This is a genomic window from Candidatus Pelagibacter sp. HIMB123, assembly GCF_052048195.1.
Taxonomy (GTDB): Bacteria; Pseudomonadota; Alphaproteobacteria; order Pelagibacterales; family Pelagibacteraceae; genus Pelagibacter.
This window is the reverse complement of the sequence record NZ_JBNAIL010000014.1, coordinates 25,722-46,415: the sequence shown is the minus strand read 5'-3', so window position 1 is coordinate 46,415 and position 20,694 is coordinate 25,722. Positions and strand designations below refer to the sequence as shown.

20 protein-coding genes are annotated in these 20,694 nt (G+C 28.5%); 12 read left to right on the top strand and 8 right to left on the bottom strand.

Features of this window, described 5'->3' with window-relative positions:
- Both ACTTBL_RS04015 and ACTTBL_RS04010 read right to left on the bottom strand, forming a co-directional pair.
- Nucleotides 1-1,044: a 1,9-bis(guanidino)-5-aza-nonane synthase gene (locus ACTTBL_RS04015; RefSeq protein ID WP_440643721.1), complete on the bottom strand. Its 1,044-nt coding sequence runs from the start codon at nt 1,042-1,044 to the stop codon at nt 1-3.
- The gene (locus ACTTBL_RS04010) at nt 1,044-2,228 is read right to left on the bottom strand and encodes a type III PLP-dependent enzyme (protein WP_440643720.1); all 1,185 of its coding nucleotides are present in this window, start codon (nt 2,226-2,228) and stop codon (nt 1,044-1,046) included. The genes ACTTBL_RS04015 and ACTTBL_RS04010 overlap by 1 nt, the downstream gene beginning before the upstream one ends.
- Before the next feature lie 167 nt (nt 2,229-2,395).
- Here ACTTBL_RS04010 and ACTTBL_RS04005 point away from each other — a divergent pair, with 167 nt between their 5' ends.
- On the top strand, nt 2,396-2,959 hold the full coding sequence (locus tag ACTTBL_RS04005; RefSeq protein ID WP_075505213.1) for an ActR/PrrA/RegA family redox response regulator transcription factor: 564 nt from the start codon (nt 2,396-2,398) through the stop codon (nt 2,957-2,959).
- On the opposite strand, the gene ACTTBL_RS04000 is transcribed toward ACTTBL_RS04005, so the two are convergent.
- Nucleotides 2,952-3,503, bottom strand: coding sequence for a biotin transporter BioY (locus tag ACTTBL_RS04000; protein WP_440643719.1), 552 nt, complete (start codon nt 3,501-3,503; stop codon nt 2,952-2,954). The genes ACTTBL_RS04005 and ACTTBL_RS04000 overlap by 8 nt on opposite strands.
- A gap of 114 nt (nt 3,504-3,617) precedes the next feature.
- On the opposite strand from ACTTBL_RS04000, the gene polA reads away from it, so the two are divergent.
- Genes polA through ACTTBL_RS03965 form a run of 7 tightly spaced genes read left to right on the top strand, consistent with a single transcriptional unit; the run spans nt 3,618 to nt 12,108 of the window.
- Complete coding sequence (gene polA, locus ACTTBL_RS03995; RefSeq protein ID WP_440643718.1) at nt 3,618-6,392, top strand: DNA polymerase I; 2,775 nt, start codon at nt 3,618-3,620, stop codon at nt 6,390-6,392.
- A 50-nt stretch (nt 6,393-6,442) separates the two neighbouring features.
- Nucleotides 6,443-7,150 (top strand): response regulator transcription factor, encoded by a 708-nt coding sequence (locus tag ACTTBL_RS03990; RefSeq protein WP_075484256.1) that lies wholly within the window; start codon nt 6,443-6,445, stop codon nt 7,148-7,150.
- Nucleotides 7,150-8,691, top strand: a complete 1,542-nt coding sequence (locus tag ACTTBL_RS03985; RefSeq protein ID WP_440643717.1) for a sensor histidine kinase — start codon at nt 7,150-7,152, stop codon at nt 8,689-8,691. The genes ACTTBL_RS03990 and ACTTBL_RS03985 overlap by 1 nt, the downstream gene beginning before the upstream one ends.
- 42 nt (nt 8,692-8,733) lie before the next feature.
- Nucleotides 8,734-10,020: an adenosylhomocysteinase gene (gene ahcY, locus ACTTBL_RS03980; RefSeq protein ID WP_440643716.1), complete on the top strand. Its 1,287-nt coding sequence runs from the start codon at nt 8,734-8,736 to the stop codon at nt 10,018-10,020.
- A complete protein-coding gene (gene tsaE, locus ACTTBL_RS03975) occupies nt 10,004-10,453 on the top strand; it encodes a tRNA (adenosine(37)-N6)-threonylcarbamoyltransferase complex ATPase subunit type 1 TsaE (RefSeq protein WP_440643715.1) in 450 nt (149 codons plus the stop codon). The genes ahcY and tsaE overlap by 17 nt, the downstream gene beginning before the upstream one ends.
- A gap of 16 nt (nt 10,454-10,469) precedes the next feature.
- Nucleotides 10,470-11,414 (top strand): phosphotransferase, encoded by a 945-nt coding sequence (locus tag ACTTBL_RS03970; RefSeq protein WP_440643714.1) that lies wholly within the window; start codon nt 10,470-10,472, stop codon nt 11,412-11,414.
- Between the two features lie 4 nt (nt 11,415-11,418).
- Nucleotides 11,419-12,108, top strand: a complete 690-nt coding sequence (locus ACTTBL_RS03965) for a sugar phosphate nucleotidyltransferase (RefSeq protein WP_440643713.1) — start codon at nt 11,419-11,421, stop codon at nt 12,106-12,108.
- On the opposite strand, the gene ACTTBL_RS03960 is transcribed toward ACTTBL_RS03965, so the two are convergent.
- A complete protein-coding gene (locus tag ACTTBL_RS03960) occupies nt 12,086-12,793 on the bottom strand; it encodes a 2,3-bisphosphoglycerate-dependent phosphoglycerate mutase (RefSeq protein WP_440643712.1) in 708 nt (235 codons plus the stop codon). The genes ACTTBL_RS03965 and ACTTBL_RS03960 overlap by 23 nt on opposite strands.
- 45 nt (nt 12,794-12,838) lie before the next feature.
- On the opposite strand from ACTTBL_RS03960, the gene ACTTBL_RS03955 reads away from it, so the two are divergent.
- Nucleotides 12,839-13,234: a VanZ family protein gene (locus ACTTBL_RS03955; protein WP_440643711.1), complete on the top strand. Its 396-nt coding sequence runs from the start codon at nt 12,839-12,841 to the stop codon at nt 13,232-13,234.
- A complete protein-coding gene (locus ACTTBL_RS03950; RefSeq protein ID WP_440643710.1) occupies nt 13,215-13,814 on the top strand; it encodes a transglycosylase SLT domain-containing protein in 600 nt (199 codons plus the stop codon). The genes ACTTBL_RS03955 and ACTTBL_RS03950 overlap by 20 nt, the downstream gene beginning before the upstream one ends.
- On the opposite strand, the gene ACTTBL_RS03945 is transcribed toward ACTTBL_RS03950, so the two are convergent.
- From ACTTBL_RS03945 to msrA, 4 genes are read right to left on the bottom strand one after another with little or no spacing between them, the layout of a single operon-like run.
- On the bottom strand, nt 13,804-16,932 hold the full coding sequence (locus tag ACTTBL_RS03945; RefSeq protein ID WP_440643709.1) for an efflux RND transporter permease subunit: 3,129 nt from the start codon (nt 16,930-16,932) through the stop codon (nt 13,804-13,806). The two genes, ACTTBL_RS03950 and ACTTBL_RS03945, sit on opposite strands and share 11 nt — an antisense overlap.
- Before the next feature lie 14 nt (nt 16,933-16,946).
- Complete coding sequence (locus ACTTBL_RS03940) at nt 16,947-17,882, bottom strand: efflux RND transporter periplasmic adaptor subunit (protein ID WP_440643708.1); 936 nt, start codon at nt 17,880-17,882, stop codon at nt 16,947-16,949.
- A 3-nt stretch (nt 17,883-17,885) separates the two neighbouring features.
- Complete coding sequence (locus ACTTBL_RS03935) at nt 17,886-18,698, bottom strand: rhodanese-like domain-containing protein (protein ID WP_440643707.1); 813 nt, start codon at nt 18,696-18,698, stop codon at nt 17,886-17,888.
- Nucleotide 18,699: 1 nt separating this feature from the next.
- A complete protein-coding gene (msrA, locus tag ACTTBL_RS03930) occupies nt 18,700-19,143 on the bottom strand; it encodes a peptide-methionine (S)-S-oxide reductase MsrA (protein WP_440643706.1) in 444 nt (147 codons plus the stop codon).
- Between the two features lie 34 nt (nt 19,144-19,177).
- Between msrA and ACTTBL_RS03925 the strand changes: the two genes are divergently transcribed.
- Nucleotides 19,178-20,059 carry a DMT family transporter gene (locus tag ACTTBL_RS03925; RefSeq protein WP_440643705.1) on the top strand — a complete coding sequence of 294 codons (882 nt, stop codon included), beginning with the start codon at nt 19,178-19,180 and terminating at the stop codon, nt 20,057-20,059.
- Complete coding sequence (locus ACTTBL_RS03920) at nt 20,052-20,687, top strand: DNA-3-methyladenine glycosylase family protein (protein WP_440643704.1); 636 nt, start codon at nt 20,052-20,054, stop codon at nt 20,685-20,687. The genes ACTTBL_RS03925 and ACTTBL_RS03920 overlap by 8 nt, the downstream gene beginning before the upstream one ends.
- The last annotated feature ends 7 nt before the right edge of the window (nt 20,688-20,694 follow it).

Below are 20,694 nucleotides of genomic sequence, written 5' to 3'. Positions count from 1 at the left end.
TTATTTAAAAATTTTAGTAAAGTTTTTTCTTGTTCTATTTTTCCACTCACCCTTATGATAAGCATCACTTGCTATCAATGGTAAAACACTAGTTGCTTCTGCAAACACCATCTGTTCTTTTGTAATATCTACTTTTCCCCATGAACTTGCTTCTTTTAATGTGGAGCTACTACAAGCACCGTCTCTACTATCAGCAACAGTAATTTGAACAGCATATTTATGCATGTCTACATCTTTTCCTAATAGTTCAGCACAAATTACAGTATCTTGAATAAAGTTTTTAGGCACACCACCACCAATCATAAATAATCCAGAACCTTTAGATTTGATTTTAATTTCTGTTAGTTCTCTAAATTCTCTAACCGAGTCTATCGTCATATGTTTTTTTGGATTTTGCTCTTGATGCATAACTAACCCGAATCCTGCACTTGAGTCGGTAAAAGCAGGGCAGAAGATAGGAACATTGTTGTTAAAAGCGGTTTCAATCAAAGAGTCTTTTTTCTTTGAGTTATTCTTTAAATATTTTCCCATTTCATAAATGAACTCTCTTGAAGTATAGCTTCTCGCTTCTAAGTTATTTGCGATTTCACATATGATTTTATCACACATTTGAAGCTCTTCTTCATCTATATAGGTATCGTAAATTCTATCTATATAGTTATTCCTCAGCTCAGTATCATCTTGAAATTGTGAACCTTGGTAATGTTTAAAACCAAGAGCTTCAAAAAAATCCATATCTACTATTGAGGCACCTGTTGCAACGATTGCATCTACCATATTATATTTAACTAAATCTTTATAAATATTCATGCATCCAGCTGCCGAAGTAGAGCCTGCTAAAGTAAGGAAAATTGTACAATCTTTATCTTTAAGCATCTCGTTATAAATATTAGCAGCATTTGCTGTTTCTCTAGAAACAAATGACATTTTTTCCATTGAGGATATAATTTTTCTAGAGTCGAAAGAAGTTATATCGATATGCTCAACAGGATTTTTTAAGAAATCTCTTTTACTGTTATGACCTGGATTTTTTTGACTCGACATTAAGCTACCATGTTAGCTTTGTTAATGTCTTTATCATACATTGTCATTATTGGGTTATCTTCAACTTCATAAATTTCATTTGAGTAATAACCATTAAACTGAGTTCTAAATGTTAATCCGTATGCCCCAAGTTGACCAAGTTCAATATAATCATTTTCTTTAATATTATTTGGAAGCAAAAAAGGACCTTTCATATAATCCATGCTATCACATGTAGGTCCAAAGAAATCAAAAGCAGTTAATTTTTTTGAAATTATTTTATTAGAATTTTCTTTAATCATTCTAGATGGGAATACAATGTTTGGTGTACCAGCATCAAAAAGAGTACCATAAGTACCATCATTAATATAAAGCTTTTGTTTTTTTCTTAAATTAACCCTTACAATTGTTGAACCACTTTCTGCAACTATAGCTCTACCAGGCTCACAAATAATTTCAGGAAGTTTTTCAAGCTTTAAATTTTCTAAACTCTTATTTATTTCATTAAAATAACTATCTAAAGATTGTGGAATTAAGTCAGGATAGATTGTAGGGAAACCTCCACCTACATTAATGTAATGTGGAATAATTTTTGTCTTTTTGATTATATTTCCAATCTCACTAATTCCTTTTGAATAAGAAATTGGATGCATACATTGTGAACCAACATGAAAACTTAAACCAATCTTTTTGGCATGTTGTTTTACAAGTCTTAATAAACCTATTGCTTCGGATGTTAAAGCACCGAATTTTTTTGATAAATCAATTTCTGCATGTTCATTTGAAACAGCAACTCTTACAAATAACTCTAAATCTTTAGCATTATTTGTACTTTCAATTATTTTAATAAGCTCATCTTTAGTATCTAATGAAAAAGTTTTTACACCATAATTAAAATAGGCTTCTTTAATACTTTCTCTACTTTTAACAGTATGCATATAAGAGCATTTTGCTGTATTGCTAAAAGTTCTAATATTTTTAATTTCCTCAATTGAAGCAACATCAAATTGCTCAACTCCACTTTCTATGATTGTTTTGATTACCTCAGGTTGCGGATTAGTTTTAACTGCATATAAAATTTTACCTGGAAATTTGTTAAGGAAAAATTTAACAGCAGATTTAATGGAATTCTTTCTAATACAGTAAACTGGTTTTTCAGGTTTCAGCCGATTAACTAATTCTTCAACTGATTTAAATTTTTGCATTTTAAATGCCTCCAAAAAAAATTTAATAAAAAAAAGTCTTTTTAAAAAAAACTTTAATATTTTTTGGCATATAAAGTAAACAGCACTAAAGTAAAGCAAATAATTCAAGCCAGAAATGCGTAAAATTCATATATTGTAATATCTTGTAGAGACCCCATATAAGAGCCATGAAAGAAGAAGCAAAACTACAGAATCTTAGTGATTTTGAAAATAAGTCATTATTAATCGTGGATGACGATAATCCTTTCCGTGAGCGTTTAGCAAGAGCGATGGAAAAAAAAGGATTTGAGGTTTTTCAAGCTGAGAGTGTACAAAAGGGAGTTGAATCTGTAAAAACTAAAAAACCTGGTTTTGCTGTTGTAGACTTAAGGCTTGCAGATGGTAATGGACTTGAAGTTGTAAAAGAAATTCAGTCTTCAAATAGTGATAGCAGGATCATCATGTTAACTGGATATGGAAATATTCCTACGGCAGTAGCTGCAATCAAAGAAGGTGCCATAGATTATTTGGCTAAACCTGCAGATGCAGAAGATGTAGAGAAAGCATTATTGGCAGATCCTTCAAAAAAAGCAGCTCCACCAGAAAACCCGATGTCGGCTGATAGAGTTAAGTGGGAACATATACATAGAGTTTTCGAATTATGTAATAGGAATGTTTCAGAAACAGCCAGAAGACTTAAAATGCACAGAAGAACTCTTCAAAGAATTCTTTCTAAAAGATCACCTAGATAAATTTTTTAATTTTAATTATTTGCTTAGTTAAAAGAGCTAAAAGCATAATTTTAAAAATCTCGGCTAATAGAAACGGTTTTGCTCCTAAAGCAAAAATTGGCTTATCCCATCCAATCAATGTTCCAAGCCAAATTAGACCCAAAATATAGATTGTTGAAGTTGCAATTATTAGCTTAAATAAAACAACGAAAAAATTATCATCAATCTTTATTTTAGAAGCCAAGTAACAAGCCGTTAAAAAACCAATTAAGTAACCCATAGTTGGCCCTGTAAAGTAAACTAACCCAACACCTTTTTCAGGTGAATTTGAAAATACAGGAAGACCTGAAATTCCTTCAATTAAATACAGACCAATTGTAGCAAGTGCAATTTTATGTCCTAAGCTTATTCCTAAAAACAATACAACAAATGTTTGCATAGTCATAGGAACTGGATAGAAAGGAATTTTGATCTTTGCTGATATAGTTAGTGCTATTGAACCAAGAACAATAACAACCAGAGATTTAAATAGTTTAGCTTGCGTGAGATTTTTTGTTAATTCCATTGTTAAATAATACTCAAAATATAAAAAATAATCTACTTATAATTGTTATAATAATTGAAAGTAAATTTTTTTATATACAGAATATGTTATCATTATAATATTTAATTATACTTCATGAATAAAATTCAAAAAACAGATCATTTTTATTTGATTGATGGCTCTGGTTATATTTTTAGAGCTTATTATGCTTTGCCTCCATTGACTAGAAAAAGTGATGGACTTCCAACAGGTGCTGTTAGTGGTTTTTGCAGTATGTTATTTAAATTATTAGAGGACTCAAAATCTGATCAAAACTTGCAAAAACCAACACATTTTGCAGTAATATTTGACTCAGCAAGAAAAACTTTCAGAAATGAAATTTATAGTGATTACAAAGCTAATAGGTCAGAGGCGCCTGATGATTTGGCTCCTCAATTTGAGTATATAAGAAAATCAGTACTAGCATTCAATTTACCATCTGTGGATCTTCCTAATTATGAAGCAGATGATTTAATAGCCACATATGTTGATCAAATCCTTAAAAAAGGTGCAAAAGTTACAATTGTCTCATCAGATAAAGATTTAATGCAGCTTTACAAAAAAGGGGTTCGAATTTTTGACCCCATGAAAAACAAATTTATAACTGACGACGATGTCTTAAAAAAATTTGGCGTAGATGCTTCAAAAGTTATTGATGTGCAATCTTTAGCAGGAGATAGTAGTGATAATGTTCCTGGTGTTCCAGGGATAGGTGTGAAGACAGCTGCAGAGCTAATTAACAAATATGGTACTTTAGAAAATTTACTAAAATCTGCTAATGAGATTAAGCAAAATAAAAGAAGAGAAACATTAATAGAGAATAAGGATAAAGCATTAATAAGTAAAAAACTTGTAACACTAGATCATAACTCTCCTGTTAATAGAGAGTTAAGTGAATTTAAATTGCAAAATATAGATAAAGATAAATTATATAAATTTTTAAGAGAAATGGAATTTAACAGGTTGTTAAGTTCTGCAATTTCTGCTTATGGAGAACCTGAACTAGAAAGTAATAAGATTGAAACTCAAAATCTAGATAAACAACAAACGATAAATAACAAAAATTATTATTTAATTAATAGTTTAGATGAAATTGATAAATGGATAGAGGAGGCAGAAGAAGTTGGTGAAGTTGCTGTAGATACAGAAACTACATCATTAGATCCACACCAGGCTGATTTAGTGGGCATTTCTCTTTGCTCTAAAGTTGGGAGAGCATGTTACATACCAGTTGGTCACAAGTCACCCAAGTGTCTTAAAAAAGACGCAGTAATTAAAAAATTAAAAAAAATATTAGAAGATCCTAGTATAAAAAAAATAGGTCAAAATATAAAATTTGATTTTATCGTACTTTATAAGCATGGAATAACGCTTTCATCAATGGAAGATACGATGCTAATGTCTTATGTCTTGGATGCAGGAAAAAATAGACATAATATGGATACTTTATCAGAAATTCATTTAGGACATAAAACTATTTCTTTTAAAGAGATGGTAGGAACAGGTAAGAAAGAAATTAATTTTAGCGAAGTAGAATTAGATAAAGCAAAAGATTACGCTGCTGAAGATGCCGATGTTACTTTTAGATTATACAAGAAATTTATCAAAAATTTAAAATCTGAAAAAATGATAAATATCTATGAAATTTTTGAAAAGCCACTAATTAAAATTCTAGCATTTATGGAAATTGAGGGAGTTGAAATTGATAGTAAGTTTTTAAAATCTCTTTCATCTAAATTTGAAAAAAAAATCCAAAAACTTGAAAAAGAAGTATTTAAAATTTCTAAAAAAGAGTTCAATATCGCATCCCCAAAGCAATTAGGTGAAATAATTTATAATGACTTGAAAATAGCTGGATTAAAGAAAACTAAAAAAGGAAGTTTTGCAACAAGTGCAAGTGTTTTAGAGGATTTAGCCTTTAAAGGTCATGAGTTTCCAAAATTAATTTTAGACTGGAGGCAAGTTTCAAAATTAAAAAATACTTATTCAGACGCTTTACCCGAACATTTAAACCCAAATACCAAAAGAGTTCATACTTCCTTTTTGCTGGCTGCTACAACAACTGGAAGACTAGCATCAAGTGATCCCAACTTACAAAACATACCAATCAAATCAGAGGATGGAAAAGACATAAGAAAAGCTTTCACTGCAAAAAAAGGACACCTGTTAATTTCTGCAGATTACAATCAAATTGAGATGAGAATTTTAGCAGATTTAGCAGATGTGAAAGAACTTAAAAAAGCTTTTAAAAATAAAGAAGATATTCACTCTTTAACAGCTAGCCAAATATTTAATATTGATATCAAAAAAGTTAATCAAGATCACAGACGAAAGGCTAAGGCTATTAATTTTGGAATTATTTATGGAATTTCGCAATATGGATTAGCTAAGCAAATAAATGTTTCTAATTATGAAGCGGAGGAATTTTTGAATTCATATTTTGCCAAGTTTCCAGAAATTAAAGTTTATATGGATAATACAATTAAATTTTGTAGAAAAAGTGGATATGTTAACAACATTTTTGGACGAAGATCTCACTTTAATGGAATAAATGACAAAAACTTTAATGTCAGAAATTTTCAAGAACGTGCTGCAATTAATGCTCCCATTCAAGGTTCTGCTTCTGAAGTGATGAGATTAGCCATGATAAGGTTAGATAAGAAATTATCAGAGGAAAAAAATTCTAATTCAAAAATGCTTTTGCAAATTCATGATGAATTAATTTTTGAAATTCCAAAAAAAGATGAAAAAGTAATGATTAAATTAATTGAGAAAGAAATGACCAGTGTAGCTCAGAGTGATTATCATTCTTTTTCAACTCCTTTAACAGTTGATATTAATGTTGGAGATAATTGGGGTATGTTACATTAAATTTATAACATTGCCCAAATTAGGACAATTTAGTATTTTTAAACTACTTTATGCAAAAACAAACAATAGCTTTAATTGATGACGATAGAAATATTTTAACAAGTTTGAGTATCGCATTGGAAAAAGAGGGTTTTAAAGTTCAAACATACATTGATGGTGAAAGTGCATTAATCGGTTTAACCAGAATGCCACCTGACTTAGCAGTCATAGATATAAAGATGCCCAAAATGGATGGAGAAGAATTACTAAAAAAACTTCGAAAAAAAACTTCCTTACCAGTAATTTTTTTAACATCTAAAGATGATGAAATTGATGAGTTGTTAGGTCTAAAGCTGGGTGCAGATGATTTTGTAAAAAAATCAGGAGGTTTTTCTATAAAAGTTTTGATTGAAAGAATTAGAGTGCAGTTAAGAAAAAAAGATTCAAATAATATTCTAGAGGAAAATAAAAGTCTGATATCCCATGGAAGATTAAAATTAGATCCATCACAACTTGAGTGTGAATGGAATGGAAAACAGCTGCCTGATAAATTGACAACAACTGAGTTTTTAATTGTTAAAGAGTTAGCAAAGAGGCCTGGTATAATTAAAGAAAGAGCTCAGCTTATGGATATAGCTTACCGAGAAGATACAGATATTGAGGATAGAACTATTGATAGTCACGTAAAACGAATTAGAAAAAAATTTAAAAAAGTAGATCCTGATTTTTCAGCTATTGAAACTAGGTATGGTAGTGGATATAGATGGAATGTTAGCTAATGTTTAGTAAATACTTAAAAACTCTTTCTATATTAAAAAAATTTTTATTTATAAATTTTGTAATTTTTACAATTATTGGACTATTTACATTCATATATTTAAATAATATTCAGCCAAGTTTAATAAAAAAAAAATCTCAAAATCACACAAACATCATTAACAACACCATTGATAATATTTTAAGGTTAGATGTAAAATTCCAATCTGACGATATTAGAAGATTTTTATTTTCTACAAGGTTTATTTTTCAAAATTTAGATAGAGTAATATTTTTTGATGATCAACTTAACCTTATTGGTGACACTGATACTTTAGATCTTGATCCAAGATCATTCTCTGCAAGGCTTGATAGAATTGAATTTGAAAGTTTAGATAATGAGGAAATAGAAAAAACTATTGAGGAAAAAAATATAAAAATTGATGAAAAAAAACCTGTTTCATTCAAAGATATATTAAAAAATTATTCTAGTTCTGAAAATTTAGGAGCTCCTTACACATTTATTCAAGAAGATTTTAATCAATTTAATGTAACAACTATTAAGAATGTTACAAAGAATGAGATAAATCTTGGTTATGTAGCTATTACAGAAAACGCTAATGAAATAAAGACTGCAATAGATGAGAGAAAAGCATTTGTAATAAGAACAGCTATATCAGTAGGATTTGTAATATTAATTTTTTCTTTTGTTTTAAGCAGATATTTTATTAAACCGATACAGAATCTCGTTGGATATACAATTCGTATCAAAGAAAAAAGTCAAGCTAAACCAGGTATTGAAAATTTAAAAAAAAGAAATGATGAATTAGGACTTTTATCTAATTCTTTAGAGGATATGACAAACGAGCTTCAAAATAGAGTTGCACATGCTGAAAATTTTTCGACAGATTTAGTTCATGAAATTAGAAATCCATTAGCATCTTTAAAAAGTGCATCAGAAATTTTACAAGACACAAATGATAGCGAACAAAGAAATAGATTATTGAATATACTTAGTCATGACGTTCAAAGAATAGAAAGATTAATTACTGATTATTCGCAAATGTTAAAGGATGAAGTTGCTTTAAGTAAAGAAAAAATGAAAAAAATTAATATTGAACCTATCATTCAATCTGTTGTTGATGATTACAATAATATTCATCAAGTGAAAAAAGGAATTAAAATTGAATATAAAAATGACGGAAAAGATAAATATTTAATAAATGGTATAGAAAACAGAATTGAACAAATCATTGCAAATTTATTAGATAATTCAATATCATTTAGTAAAGACGGTACCAATGTTTTTGTTGATGTTTCTGTTAATAAGAAAAATCAAATATCAATCAAAATTATTGATGAAGGACAAGGATTTAAAGAAAAAGACACATCAAGAATATTTAAAAGATTTTATAGTAATAGACCTGAAAAATTTGGAGAACACTCAGGCTTAGGTTTAAATATAGTAAAAAACTTGGTTGAACTCCACGATGGTGAAATTGTAGCATCTAATCGTATTGATAAAGAAGGAGCAATGATAGAGATAAGATTTCCCAATGTTTAATCATTTCTTGATAAATAAATACTTAGCTGTATAAGACTTGCCATGGAAGATTATAAAGTAAAAGACATTGCTCAAGCTGAATTTGGTAGAAAAGAAATATCAATAGCTGAAAGTGAAATGCCTGGTTTAATGGCTTTAAGAGAAGAATATTCTAAAGAAAAACCATTAAAGGGCGCAAGGATTATAGGATGTCTTCATATGACAATTCAAACAGCGGTGCTAATAGAAACTTTAGTTGCATTGGGTGCTGAAGTTCGTTGGTCTTCTTGTAATATTTTTTCAACTCAAGATCATGCGGCTGCTGCAATTGCAAAGGCTGGGATCCCTGTTTATGCTTGGAAAGGTGAAACTGAAGAAGAATATTTATGGTGCATTAAACAAACTATAGTTGGAAAACCTGACTGGAAACCTAACATGTTATTAGATGACGGTGGAGATTTAACAGCTATCATGCATAACGAGTATCAGGATTTAATGAAAGATATTAAGGGTGTTTCAGAAGAGACTACCACTGGAATTAAAGCACTAAATAAAATGGAAAAAGATAAATCCCTTTTAGTTCCAGCAATAAACGTGAACGATTCTGTCACAAAATCGAAATTTGATAATTTATATGGATGTAGAGAAAGTTTAGTTGACGGTATAAGAAGAGCGACTGATGTAATGATGTCTGGAAAAATTGCAATTGTTGCTGGTTTTGGAGACGTTGGAAAAGGAAGTGCTGCATCTTTAAGACAAAGTGGTGCTAGAGTTTTAGTTACTGAGGCAGATCCAATTTGTGCTCTCCAAGCTGCAATGGAAGGTTATGAAGTGGTATTAATGGAGGAGGCTATAAGTAGAGCGGATATAGTTGTAACAGCTACAGGTAACAAAGATATTGTTACCGCAGACCACATGAGAGATATGAAGGATAGAGCCATCTTATGTAATATTGGTCACTTTGATAATGAAATACAAGTTGAGGCTCTTAAGAATTACAAGTGGACTGAAGTAAAACCTCAAGTGCATGAAATAGAGTTGCCTAGTGGAAAAAGAATTATTCTTTTAGCTGAAGGAAGATTGGTTAATCTTGGTTGTGCAACTGGACATCCAAGTTTTGTAATGAGTGCATCATTTACTAATCAAGTAATTGCTCAAATAGAACTTTGGCATAATCATAAAAATTATGAAAATAAAGTTTACGTACTTCCAAAACATTTAGATGAAAAAGTAGCAACTCTGCATTTAAAAAAGGTTGGAGCAAAACTAACAAAGTTATCAAAAGAGCAAGCAGACTATATAAGCGTTGGAACAGAAGGTCCTTTCAAACCAGATGCCTATCGCTATTAAAGATAGCACAATCGATATCACTTCAGAGAAGTTAACTAAAGAATTAGCTAAAGAATTTACAAAATATCTTAAAGGTGGTGAGTTTGTTTTTTTATATGGAGAGATGGGTGTTGGCAAAACAACCTTTGTTAAATATTTTATAAATGAGTATCAAAAAATAAATAATTTAACACAAACAGAAATTACAAGCCCTACTTTTAGTTTATTAAATGAGTATCAGATAAAAGATATAAGAATAAAACATTATGATTTATTTAGAATTAATAGGAAAGAAGATATCAATAATTTAGATATTTTTGAAAAAGATAATAAATTAATAACACTTATAGAATGGCCACAATTAATTGCTGATAAACAAGATGTAAAATTTATAACTTTAACATTTAATTATTTAAATCAATTAAATGATAGAACTGTAGATATAAAAGTTTAAATTAAAACCTATTTTGATGAAAAGCTTAGCAAAATTGAAAAAAATAAAAGGTGACGCTTCTTTTAGAGAATTTTACAGAAACAGAGATAATAAATCTATTATTGTACTATCCAAGAAAGAAAAGTTAAAAAATCTTTTAATTTACGACGCGATAAATAAAATTTTAATTAAAAATAAAATTTTAGCACCAAATTTGTTAAGTGAAAATTACAATAATAATTATATAGAAATAAATGACTTTGGAGGTCAAACTTTGTTTCAAATTTTAAAAAACAAAAAGAATAATAAATATGTTATTTTTAAAAAGATAATAAAAATTTTAAATAAAATACAATTAATAAAAGATAAAAAAGTAAAAAATTTTAAAAACAAATTATATAAAGTTCAAGAATATAAAAACAATATTTTGTTTGATGAAACTAAACTTTTTTGTGAATGGTATGCACCAAAGATATTGTCTAAATCTAAAAGTATTCAATTTAGAAAAAAATTTAGATTAGAGATAAAAAAATTATTATCAAAATTAAATTATAAAAATGTTACATTTGTTCATAGAGATTTTCATGTTTCAAATTTGATGTATCACAATAAAAAAATTGCAGTAATAGATAGTCAAGATGCACTAATTGGCAATAGAGCTTACGATTTAGCATCCTTAATTGACGACGTAAGATTAAAAACATCTAATGAATTAAAAGAAAAAGTATTTAAGTTTTACATCAAAACAAATAAAAAAATTGATTTGAAAAAATTTAAAAAAGATTTTGAAATATTATCTGTTTTAAGAAATTTAAAAATAATCGGTATATTTATGCGTTTAGCTGTTAGAGACAATAAAAAAAAATATTTAAAATTAATTCCCTACGCTTGGGAAATGATTAATCATAGAATTATACAGCAAAATGAATTCAATAATTTGATGTTACTATTAAAAAATAATTTTCCAAAATATATAAGGTAGAGTTGTGAAAATAAATACAGCTTTAATTTTATGTGCAGGTTTTGGTAAAAGATTAAATCCAGTTACTTTAAATACTCCTAAGCCCTTATTAGAGATTAAAGATATAAGTATGCTTGAGAGATGTATTCATTTAATCGAAAAACTAGGTATTCAAAAAATCTTATTAAATACTTTCTATTTAAAAGATCAATTTTCAGCTTTTTTAAACAGTAAAAATTTCAATATTGATATCAAAATAATTGAGGATGGTGAGCATATTTTAGATACAGGAGGAGGTATTCAAAATATGATTAAAGACTCTAATGAAAAGGATTTTATAATTTTTAATCCAGATACAATCTGGAGTAATGACTATAAAGATGAGATATTAAAAATGGAAAAAATGTATTTTTCTAAAAAATTGGAAAACATTCTTCTTTTAGTAAATAAAAAATTTAGTTTTGATAAAAAGTTAAAAGGTGATTTTAATTTAAAAAATAATTTAATTAACAAAGAGGTTGAAAAAGAATTTATTTACATTGGATGTCAAATAATTAATAAAAAATTATTTATTAAAGAGAAAATAGAAAATTACTCAATTTTGGAAATTTGGAATAATTTATTAGATCAAAAAAAATTATTTGGCTATGAAAGCCAAAAAGATTTTTATCATTTAACTGATCTGGATATTTTTAAAAAACTAAAAGATCTTTAGCTCTTTTTTGATCAAGATATTTGCAATTAGAAATTTTGCTATTTTCTAATTCAATTAAAAGTGGGTTTCCTGTTGGAATTTCAAGTTTAGAGATCTCATTATTATTTAAACTAAACAAATATTTGCAAAGAGCCCTAATGGAGTTTCCATGAGCAGAAATGAGGATATTTTCACTTGTTTTGTTCTCAATCTCTTTGTTATAAAATTTTATTACTCTTTCATATGTGTCTTTTAGTGACTCGGTATCAGGAATTTTTTCTAAAGGAATGTTTTTGTATGTTTCAATATTTAGTGGGTGATATGGATTTTTTTTATCTAAAGGGTCGGGTCTAAGATCCCAAGAACGTCTAAATTGATGAACTTTTTCTTCTCCAAGTTTTTTTTTCATTTCATCTTTATTTAATCCTGTCAAAGCTCCATAATGTCTTTCGTTTAATTCCCATGCACTCTTTACATCTTTAAAATCTTGTAATTCTTCCTGTATGATTTTTAAGGTATTTTTAGCCCTTAATTGAAAAGATGAGTAATACAGATTAACCTCAATTTTTTCTTGTTTTATTAATTCACCAGCTTTTTTTGCTTCTGATTTTCCATTTTCTGTCAGATCTACATCAACCCATCCAGTAAATTTTTTTTCAAGATTCCATACACTTTGACCGTGTCTTACTAAAATTAAATAACTCATTTGTTTATCTTTTAAATCAATTTGATAAATAAAACTATATTATTAATGATTAATTATTTTTCGAAATATAAATTTATTTTTTATTTATGCAATTTCATTTTAATTGTTTTGTATTTGTTTCCAGGCAGTTTGCTTGGTTGTTATTTTTATGACGATTGTAAAATACAGCCTCAAATAACTGCAAATTTTATTGTTTCAACAAATCATTTATATGCCTATATAGTTCTCTCAATTATTGGTTTTGTAACTTACCGAAAAAAAAATCAATTCAACATTTTAAGTATTTATTTAATATTTTTGTCTATTGTACTTGAGGTGTTACAATACTTTGTACCCAATAGAAGTTTTGAATTTTCGGATTTATTTGGAAATCTAGCAGGTGTAATTATAGCCATAATTATATTTTACTTTTTTAAAAAAAATGAAAATTTTGAAAATTAATTATTTATTTATTTTAATAATTTTTATTTCAGGTTGCTCATCTGTTCCGAAAAATACAGCAGATAGTTGTTCTATATTTAATGAAAGATACATGTGGTATAAACATGCAAAAAAAGCTGAGAAAAAATGGGGGACCCCAGTTTATTTACAGCTTGCAATTATAAAAATGGAATCCAGTTTTGACTGGTTAGCAAAACCTCCTAGACAGAGATTATTTAAAGTAGTGCCTTATAAGAGACCATCAAGTTCTTTCGGGTATTCACAGGCTGTAAAAGGAACGTGGAAACAATATAAAGAAGAAACTGGGAATAAGCTTGCTGTTAGGACAAGATTTAAAGACAGTGTAGATTTTATTGGTTGGTATACTAATAAAACTGAAAAAATTTTAAAAGTTTCAAAAAAAGATGCTTTCAAGCAGTATATTGCTTATCATGAAGGGTGGGGTAACTATAAAAATTATAAAAAAAATAAAAAAGTAATTAATCTAGCCAAAAGAGTGGAGAAACAATCAAATATTTATAAGCAACAATTATCAGAATGTAAAAATTCTTTATCAACTTCAAAATATATTATTTTTTAGAAAGTTGTTTTTTTAGCTCAATATCAACAGCATCAATTCTTTTACTATTTTTGGCAAGAGTTAAGTACATTGTTGGGGTTACGTAAAGTGTGAAGAATGTAGATATTATCATTCCACCAAGTATAGTCGATCCAACAGCCAACCTAGAAGCTTCACCAGCACCTGGTCCAATATTTCCAATTACTAATGGAAGCATTGCTATCATTGTACTTATAGATGTCATCATAATAGGTCTAAACCTTAGTTCGCAAGCTTCTTTAACTGAGGCTTGTATTTCTTTTCCGGTAGTTCTAATTTGATTTGCATAATCAACAATTAGAATACTGTTTTTTGTCGATATACCGATTAGAATCACTAAAGCGATTTGGGAAAAAATATTTATTGAACTATTTAAAAATAGGATAAATACCAATCCTCCAAAAACAGCCAATGGCACTGTAAGCATAATTATAAATGGGTGTACAAAAGAGTTAAATGTTGCTGCCATAACTAAATAAGCAGTCAATAACCCAAGGGCAAATATTAAATAAAGTTCATTTGTGGTTTCTTTTACCTCTTCTGACTCACCTTTCCAGGTTATTTGATTATTAGGTGCAACTTCTGCCATAATATTTTCTAGGTACTCAATTGCTTCAAATAAAGAGTAATTTTCATTTACATTTGCTGAAATAGTCACTGCTCTCTGTCTATCATATCTAGCTAATTCTTTTGCAGATCCCTCTTCTTTTAAATCAACTAAATTTGATAGTGAGATCAATTCACCAGTTATACTTGATCTAACAAATAATTTACTTAAGCTATCTTTATCTTTTCTATCAACTAAATATTGCTGGAGAATAATTGGATATTCTTTTCCCAATTTGTTAAATGTAGTAACTCTTTTACCACCATATAAAGTTTCCAATGTTTGACCAATAGCTCTAGTAGATATTCCTAAATCTTTTGCTTTATTTTTATTGATCACCAATTTTACTTCTGGTTTGTTTCTATTATAATCTGATTCAATTCTTGATAATCCTCTATTTCTTCTAAGTTTACTTATTACTTCTTTTTGAATGCTTTCTAATTCTTCATAAGTGCTTCCTAATATTACCATTTGGACTGGTTTATTATAATTGGAAACCCTGATTCCTTGAGGGGAGATTGGAAAAGCTAGAGTTTGAGGAACAGTTACTATCTTGCCAATGGCTTGTCTCATGATTGTCAAAGCATCTTTATCTCGTTTTTTCCAATCGTCTAGTAAAGCAATTATAATAAAACTATTGAATGAATTTGCAGAACTACCAAAACCCGGAACTCTCATGATAAATCTATTATAGGGACTATCTTCAGCCTGTAGCAATGGAAGCAATCTCTTCTCTACATCTTGAGCTCTTTGTTGTGTATAGTCAAATGAACTGCCTTCATCAGTAAATCCAATAACCAAATAAACACCTCTATCTTCTTTTGGAAGAAGTTCTTTAGTTGTGTACGTAAATAAAGCTATTGATCCAGCTATGATTAAAAAAATAAAAGTTATTATAGTTTTTTTTTTATTAATCCAATAATTTAAAGTTTCTTTGTAGAAATTTGAAAAACCTTGAAAAAAAATATTAAATTTTTTTACAAAAAATCCATTACTTGATTTTTTTTTCAAAAATTTACTTGCAAGCATTGGAGATAAAGTTAAAGCAACAAATGATGAAACAACAATAGAGAAAGATAAAGCTATAGCAGTTTCTCTAAATAAAGTTCCAGATATTCCTTTGATAAATATTAATGGAATAAAAACAGCTAGCAGAATTAAAGTCGTTGCAATAATTGCAAATGTAATTTGTTTTGAACCGTTGTAAGCTGCTGCTAATGAGTTTTCTCCATTTTCTATTCTTCTATAAATTGCATCAGTCATTATGACCGAGTCATCCGTAATAATTCCAATTGCAAGTATAAAGCTAAGTAAAACAAAAATATTAATAGATAGATCAAACAGATAAATTCCAAGAAAAGATGCAATTAAACTTACAGGTAGTGCAACTGCAGGAACGATAACTGCTTTAATATTACCTAAAAATAAATAAATTATTATTACAACCAAAACAAATGCTATTGCTAAAGTTTTATAAACCTCGTCAATTGCTGCATTAACATATGTGGCTCTGTTAAATGAAACTTCTAACTTTAAGCCTTCGGGCAATGTTTTTCTTACTTCAATAATTTTTTTTTGAATTTCTTTTGAAAGCTCAACTGTTGAGGCGCCACTTTTTGCGTAAATTCCTATACCAACTGTCTTTTGATTTAAATTTTTTTTGCTTTGAGCTTTAAACAATGTTTTTTCAGAAACAGGACCAAATTCTACATTTGCTACATCTGATAGTCTTACAATTTTATCTTTTGTTCTTTTAATAGGTAAAAATTTTAATTCATCAATATTTGTATAAGACTTATCTAAATTAATAGTCAAATCTATATTATCTGCTTCTAAAGTCCCTGCAGGCAAACTTATGTTTTCATTTCTAAGTGCACCTTCTACTTCCTGAATAGTCATGTCATTTGCAGCTAATTTAATAGGGTCAATCCAAACTCTAACACTAAGCTCTCTAAGTCCTCCTAGTAGAATTCTTCCAACATTTTTTACACTTGAAAAAGAGTCTACTAGATATCTATCTGCGTAATCACCAAGCTCTAAATCTGACCAAGTTGAAGATGAAACAGAAAGCCACATAGTTGTAGTAAATCCAGCAGCTTGTTTTAAAATTTGTGGAGCATCAGCTTCAGAAGGTAGATTATCAACTACTCTAGCTACTCTTTCTCTTATATCATTAGCAGCATCATCTAGCTCAATATCAGTATCAAACTCTATGTTGATACTACTTCTTCCGTTTTCAGATTTGGAGTCTATATTTTTTATTCCTTCTGCACCTCCTATAACGTCTTCTATCACTTGAGTTATTTCCTGATCTATGATTGGAGCTGAAGCGGATTTGTAATCGACTTTAACTTGCACTACTGGTGGCTGCAAACCATCAGGTAACTCTCTAACTGGTACTTCAGAGTAAACAAATAGACCAAACACAATAAGTATTAAAGATAGCACCCAAGCTACAACTGGTCTTCTTATGCTAACTTCAGTTATATACATTTAGTTTTTTATTATTACTTCTTATTTTCTTCTTTAGTTGATTTCTTTTTTTTACCCCAACCTGATGAATTTTGTTTTGAACCATATTTTATTGGTTTAATTTTTCCATTAGGTCTTGTTTTTTTTAGACCTTCAGCAACTACCGTGTCACCATCTTCAAGTCCAGATGTGATTTCTACAATGCCTTTTTTTCTTAAGCCTATTTCCACTGGTACTTTTTTCACAGTATTTTCTTCGTCTACTTTATATACGTAAACATTATCACCCTCCATTATCAAGCTAGTATCAAGAATACTTAACGAATTTCTTTCATTATAATTAATAGAGATTTCTAATAACGATCCAGACAGAAGTTCATTGTTAGGGTTATTTAATTTAATCCTTACTGGTAGAGATCTTTTATTTGTGTCAATTCTACTTGCAGTGGAGTCTACAGTTCCAGAATATTTTTTAAGAGCATTTCCAGAGAATTTTATATCTGCGTTTTGGCCTTTTTTCACATAAGGCGCAAAAGTTTCGGGTATATCGACATCAACAAATAGAACAGAAGTGTCTTCTAAATTTAATACAATTGAGCTTTGAGACACATCTATATCGTTTGAAAAATCTCGTTTTCCAATAATTCCGTCAAAAGGAGTAGTTATATTTCTATTCTTTAATTTTGCTATTACATCTCCTGATTTGACTTTTGTGTTAAATTTGATTGGTTCCAATATTTCATATTTTTCAATATTAAAGGATTTAATTTGTGCAGGCACAGCAGTACCAAATGTTTCAATTGTATTTTGAAATAATTTTTGCTCAACTACTTTAACAATTATTCCTGGAGGAGGTCTTTTACTAAATTTTTTTTTGAAATGATTACCAATCATTGTTCTGGCAATGATTACAGCCGCAATGATAAAAAAGAAGATAAGTACTATTGATGTGATTTTAGTTGATCTTTTCATATATTAACTCTTTCCATACTCAGACCATGAGCCATCGTATATTGAAGGCATATATTTAGCATTTATTAGAGAATAAGCTAGTGCCAATACGCTTGCTGTTACCCCAGAACCACACGAAAATACTATATTTTTTTTTTGATCAAATTTAAATGACTCAAATTTTTTTTTGATTTCTTCTTTTCTTATAAATGTATGGTCTTCATTAATTAATTCGGAAAATGGAAGGCAAAAAGAATTTTTTATTGAACCACTTCTTAAACCTTTCCTTGGTTCAGCAACTTTTCCTTCAAATCTTTCTCTACTCCTTGCATCAACAACATTAAATTCTTTTTTATTAATATTTTCATCAATCTGTTTTTTACTTTTAACAAGCTCCTTATTTTCTTTACTAGAATATTTAGAACTTTTAATGATTACTTCTTTGTCATCTGTGGCTTTGTTTTCTTTTTTCCATTTTTTTAGCCCACCATCGAGCACATGAACTAGTTTAGGGTCATGTCCATAATAAATTAAATTGTACCAACATCTGCAAGAACTAATAACATCAGAATTATCGTAAATTACTATTTCATCATCATTTTCTATGCCCATATTACTCACTATTTTTTCCCAAGATTTACTATCAGTAAGCATATGTGGTAAATCAGTATCTAATTTAGAATTTTTATCTAAATCAAAAAAAATAGCATTTGGAATATGTTCCTTTGTATATTCCTCAAAACCGTTTCTTTGAGTTTGAGGCATATGCCATGAGCAATCAATAATTTTTACTTTATCAATATTATTTTCTAACCAACTTGTATCAACTAATGACATTTTATCTTTTTTCCAAATATCTTTGATGATACTCTTCAGCTGGGCAATAATTTTTAACTAAAGAAGTTTTTGTTACTACTTTTCCTAATAATTTGACGTTTTCTTTTTCTATCATTTTTTCAGCAGTAATTTTCTGCTGATCATTTAAATAAAATATTTCACTTCTATATTGAGTTCCGAAATCTGGTCCTTGAGAATTTAATGTTGTTGGATCATGAATTTCAAAAAAATATTCAAGAATTTTCTCGTAAGAAATTACTTTAGGATCAAAATCTAATTTTACTACTTCTGCATGATTTGTTGTGCCTGTGCATACTTCTTTATAATTTGTTTCAGCATTATTACCTCCACAATAACCTACCTCTGTTTTTATAACTCCATCAAGTTTACTAAACTTAATTTCTGGTCCCCAAAAACATCCTAATCCTAAAATTGCTATTTCCATTGATAATTAACTTAATTAATCTAAATTTAATCATATGCTATCAAAAAATCAATTAGGCTTTTTTTACATGTTCATATCGGTATGTGCATTTTCACTTATGGATGTGATTGTTAAATGGTCTGAGGATTATCCCGTTGGACAAGTATTATTTTTCAGAGGATTTTGTGGAATAATTCCTATTTTATTTCTTATTCCTAAAGATAGATATTTAGATTTTTATAAAACAACTAGACCGTTTCTTCATTTTAAAAGATGTTTAGCAGGATTAATTGCTTTGGTTTCTATATTTGTAGCATTAAGAAATTTACCTTTGGCAACAGTTGTAAGTATATCTTTTGCAGCGCCAATATTTATAACAATATTTTCAATTTTTTTATTAAAAGAAAAAGTTGGTATTTATCGATGGTTAGCGGTCTTAGTTGGATTTGTGGGTATAATCTTCATAACTGAACCAGGTTTTAGCTCTTTAAATTTATATTATATTTATCCAATAATTTTTTGCTTAGGTTTATCTTACGTTGCTATTGCTATAAGAAAATTATCATCAACTGAGCCTGCTTGGTTGATTAGTTTTTTCTTTTCATTCTCTATAATGCTTTTAAGTTTTTTATCTTTTTATCAGGGATGGATCTTGCCAAGTTTACTTGATTTATTTTTGCTATCAATGGTTGGTATATTAGGTGGTCTTGCAAATTTATGGTTGTCACAATCTTATAAATATTCAGAAGTGAGTTTGGTTTCGCCTTTAAAATATCTTGGATTAGTATTTGCCATAATATTTGGATATTTTATTTGGAACGAAATACCAACTTCTAAAACTTTATTAGGCGCTTTATTGGTTATTGTTTCATCTATTATAATATTTAGAAGAGAGATGTATTTGAAAAAAAAGTTATCTGTTTCTCGACATGAGTAAAACCCCATCATATTGGAATAAAGCAAAAAAATATTTATCTAAAAAAGATAAAATCATGTCTTCTTTGATTAAAAAATATAAATCCCCTTCAGAGATAGTGCTAACTTCAAGAAAAGATGTCTTTTTCTCTCTTTGTAAAAGTATAATTGGACAACAAATTAGTGTAGCTGCTGCTAATTCAGTTTTTTTAAAATTTAAGAAAAAATGTAAAAATAAAATTAACGCAAAAACAGTAAGCAAGCTGTCTACTATTCAGCTCAAAAGTTGTGGTCTAAGTAGACAGAAAGTGAAAGGTATAAAAAGTTTAGCTCAAAAAATATTAAGTAAAGAGTTTAATCCAAGACTTATTTCAAAAATGTCTGATGAAGATGCTATAATTTATCTTTCTCAATTAAGACAAATTGGAAGATGGTCAGCAGAAATGATTTTATTATTTACTTATAATCGTCCTAATATTTGGCCAATTCAGGATATTGGTTTATTAAGAGCTATTTCAAAAAATTTTAATAAAAAATATCTACCACCAGAAAGCTACGTTAAATATTTAAACAAAAAATTTTCACCCTATTGTTCAGTTGCAACTTGGTATTTATGGAGAAGTATAGATCCTGAGCCTATACAGTACTAAATCTCTA

Coding starts and splice junctions, on each gene's coding strand:
- ACTTBL_RS04015 (WP_440643721.1), bottom strand. CDS start 1,044: ATGTCGAGTCAAAAAAATCCAGGTCATAACAGTAAAAGAGATTTCTTA.
- ACTTBL_RS04010 (WP_440643720.1), bottom strand. CDS start 2,228: ATGCAAAAATTTAAATCAGTTGAAGAATTAGTTAATCGGCTGAAACCT.
- ACTTBL_RS04005 (WP_075505213.1), top strand. CDS start 2,396: ATGAAAGAAGAAGCAAAACTACAGAATCTTAGTGATTTTGAAAATAAG.
- ACTTBL_RS04000 (WP_440643719.1), bottom strand. CDS start 3,503: ATGGAATTAACAAAAAATCTCACGCAAGCTAAACTATTTAAATCTCTG.
- polA (WP_440643718.1), top strand. CDS start 3,618: ATGAATAAAATTCAAAAAACAGATCATTTTTATTTGATTGATGGCTCT.
- ACTTBL_RS03990 (WP_075484256.1), top strand. CDS start 6,443: ATGCAAAAACAAACAATAGCTTTAATTGATGACGATAGAAATATTTTA.
- ACTTBL_RS03985 (WP_440643717.1), top strand. CDS start 7,150: ATGTTTAGTAAATACTTAAAAACTCTTTCTATATTAAAAAAATTTTTA.
- ahcY (WP_440643716.1), top strand. CDS start 8,734: ATGGAAGATTATAAAGTAAAAGACATTGCTCAAGCTGAATTTGGTAGA.
- tsaE (WP_440643715.1), top strand. CDS start 10,004: ATGCCTATCGCTATTAAAGATAGCACAATCGATATCACTTCAGAGAAG.
- ACTTBL_RS03970 (WP_440643714.1), top strand. CDS start 10,470: ATGAAAAGCTTAGCAAAATTGAAAAAAATAAAAGGTGACGCTTCTTTT.
- ACTTBL_RS03960 (WP_440643712.1), bottom strand. CDS start 12,793: ATGAGTTATTTAATTTTAGTAAGACACGGTCAAAGTGTATGGAATCTT.
- ACTTBL_RS03955 (WP_440643711.1), top strand. CDS start 12,839: ATGATTAATTATTTTTCGAAATATAAATTTATTTTTTATTTATGCAAT.
- ACTTBL_RS03950 (WP_440643710.1), top strand. CDS start 13,215: ATGAAAATTTTGAAAATTAATTATTTATTTATTTTAATAATTTTTATT.
- ACTTBL_RS03945 (WP_440643709.1), bottom strand. CDS start 16,932: ATGTATATAACTGAAGTTAGCATAAGAAGACCAGTTGTAGCTTGGGTG.
- ACTTBL_RS03940 (WP_440643708.1), bottom strand. CDS start 17,882: ATGAAAAGATCAACTAAAATCACATCAATAGTACTTATCTTCTTTTTT.
- ACTTBL_RS03935 (WP_440643707.1), bottom strand. CDS start 18,698: ATGTCATTAGTTGATACAAGTTGGTTAGAAAATAATATTGATAAAGTA.
- msrA (WP_440643706.1), bottom strand. CDS start 19,143: ATGGAAATAGCAATTTTAGGATTAGGATGTTTTTGGGGACCAGAAATT.
- ACTTBL_RS03925 (WP_440643705.1), top strand. CDS start 19,178: ATGCTATCAAAAAATCAATTAGGCTTTTTTTACATGTTCATATCGGTA.
- ACTTBL_RS03920 (WP_440643704.1), top strand. CDS start 20,052: ATGAGTAAAACCCCATCATATTGGAATAAAGCAAAAAAATATTTATCT.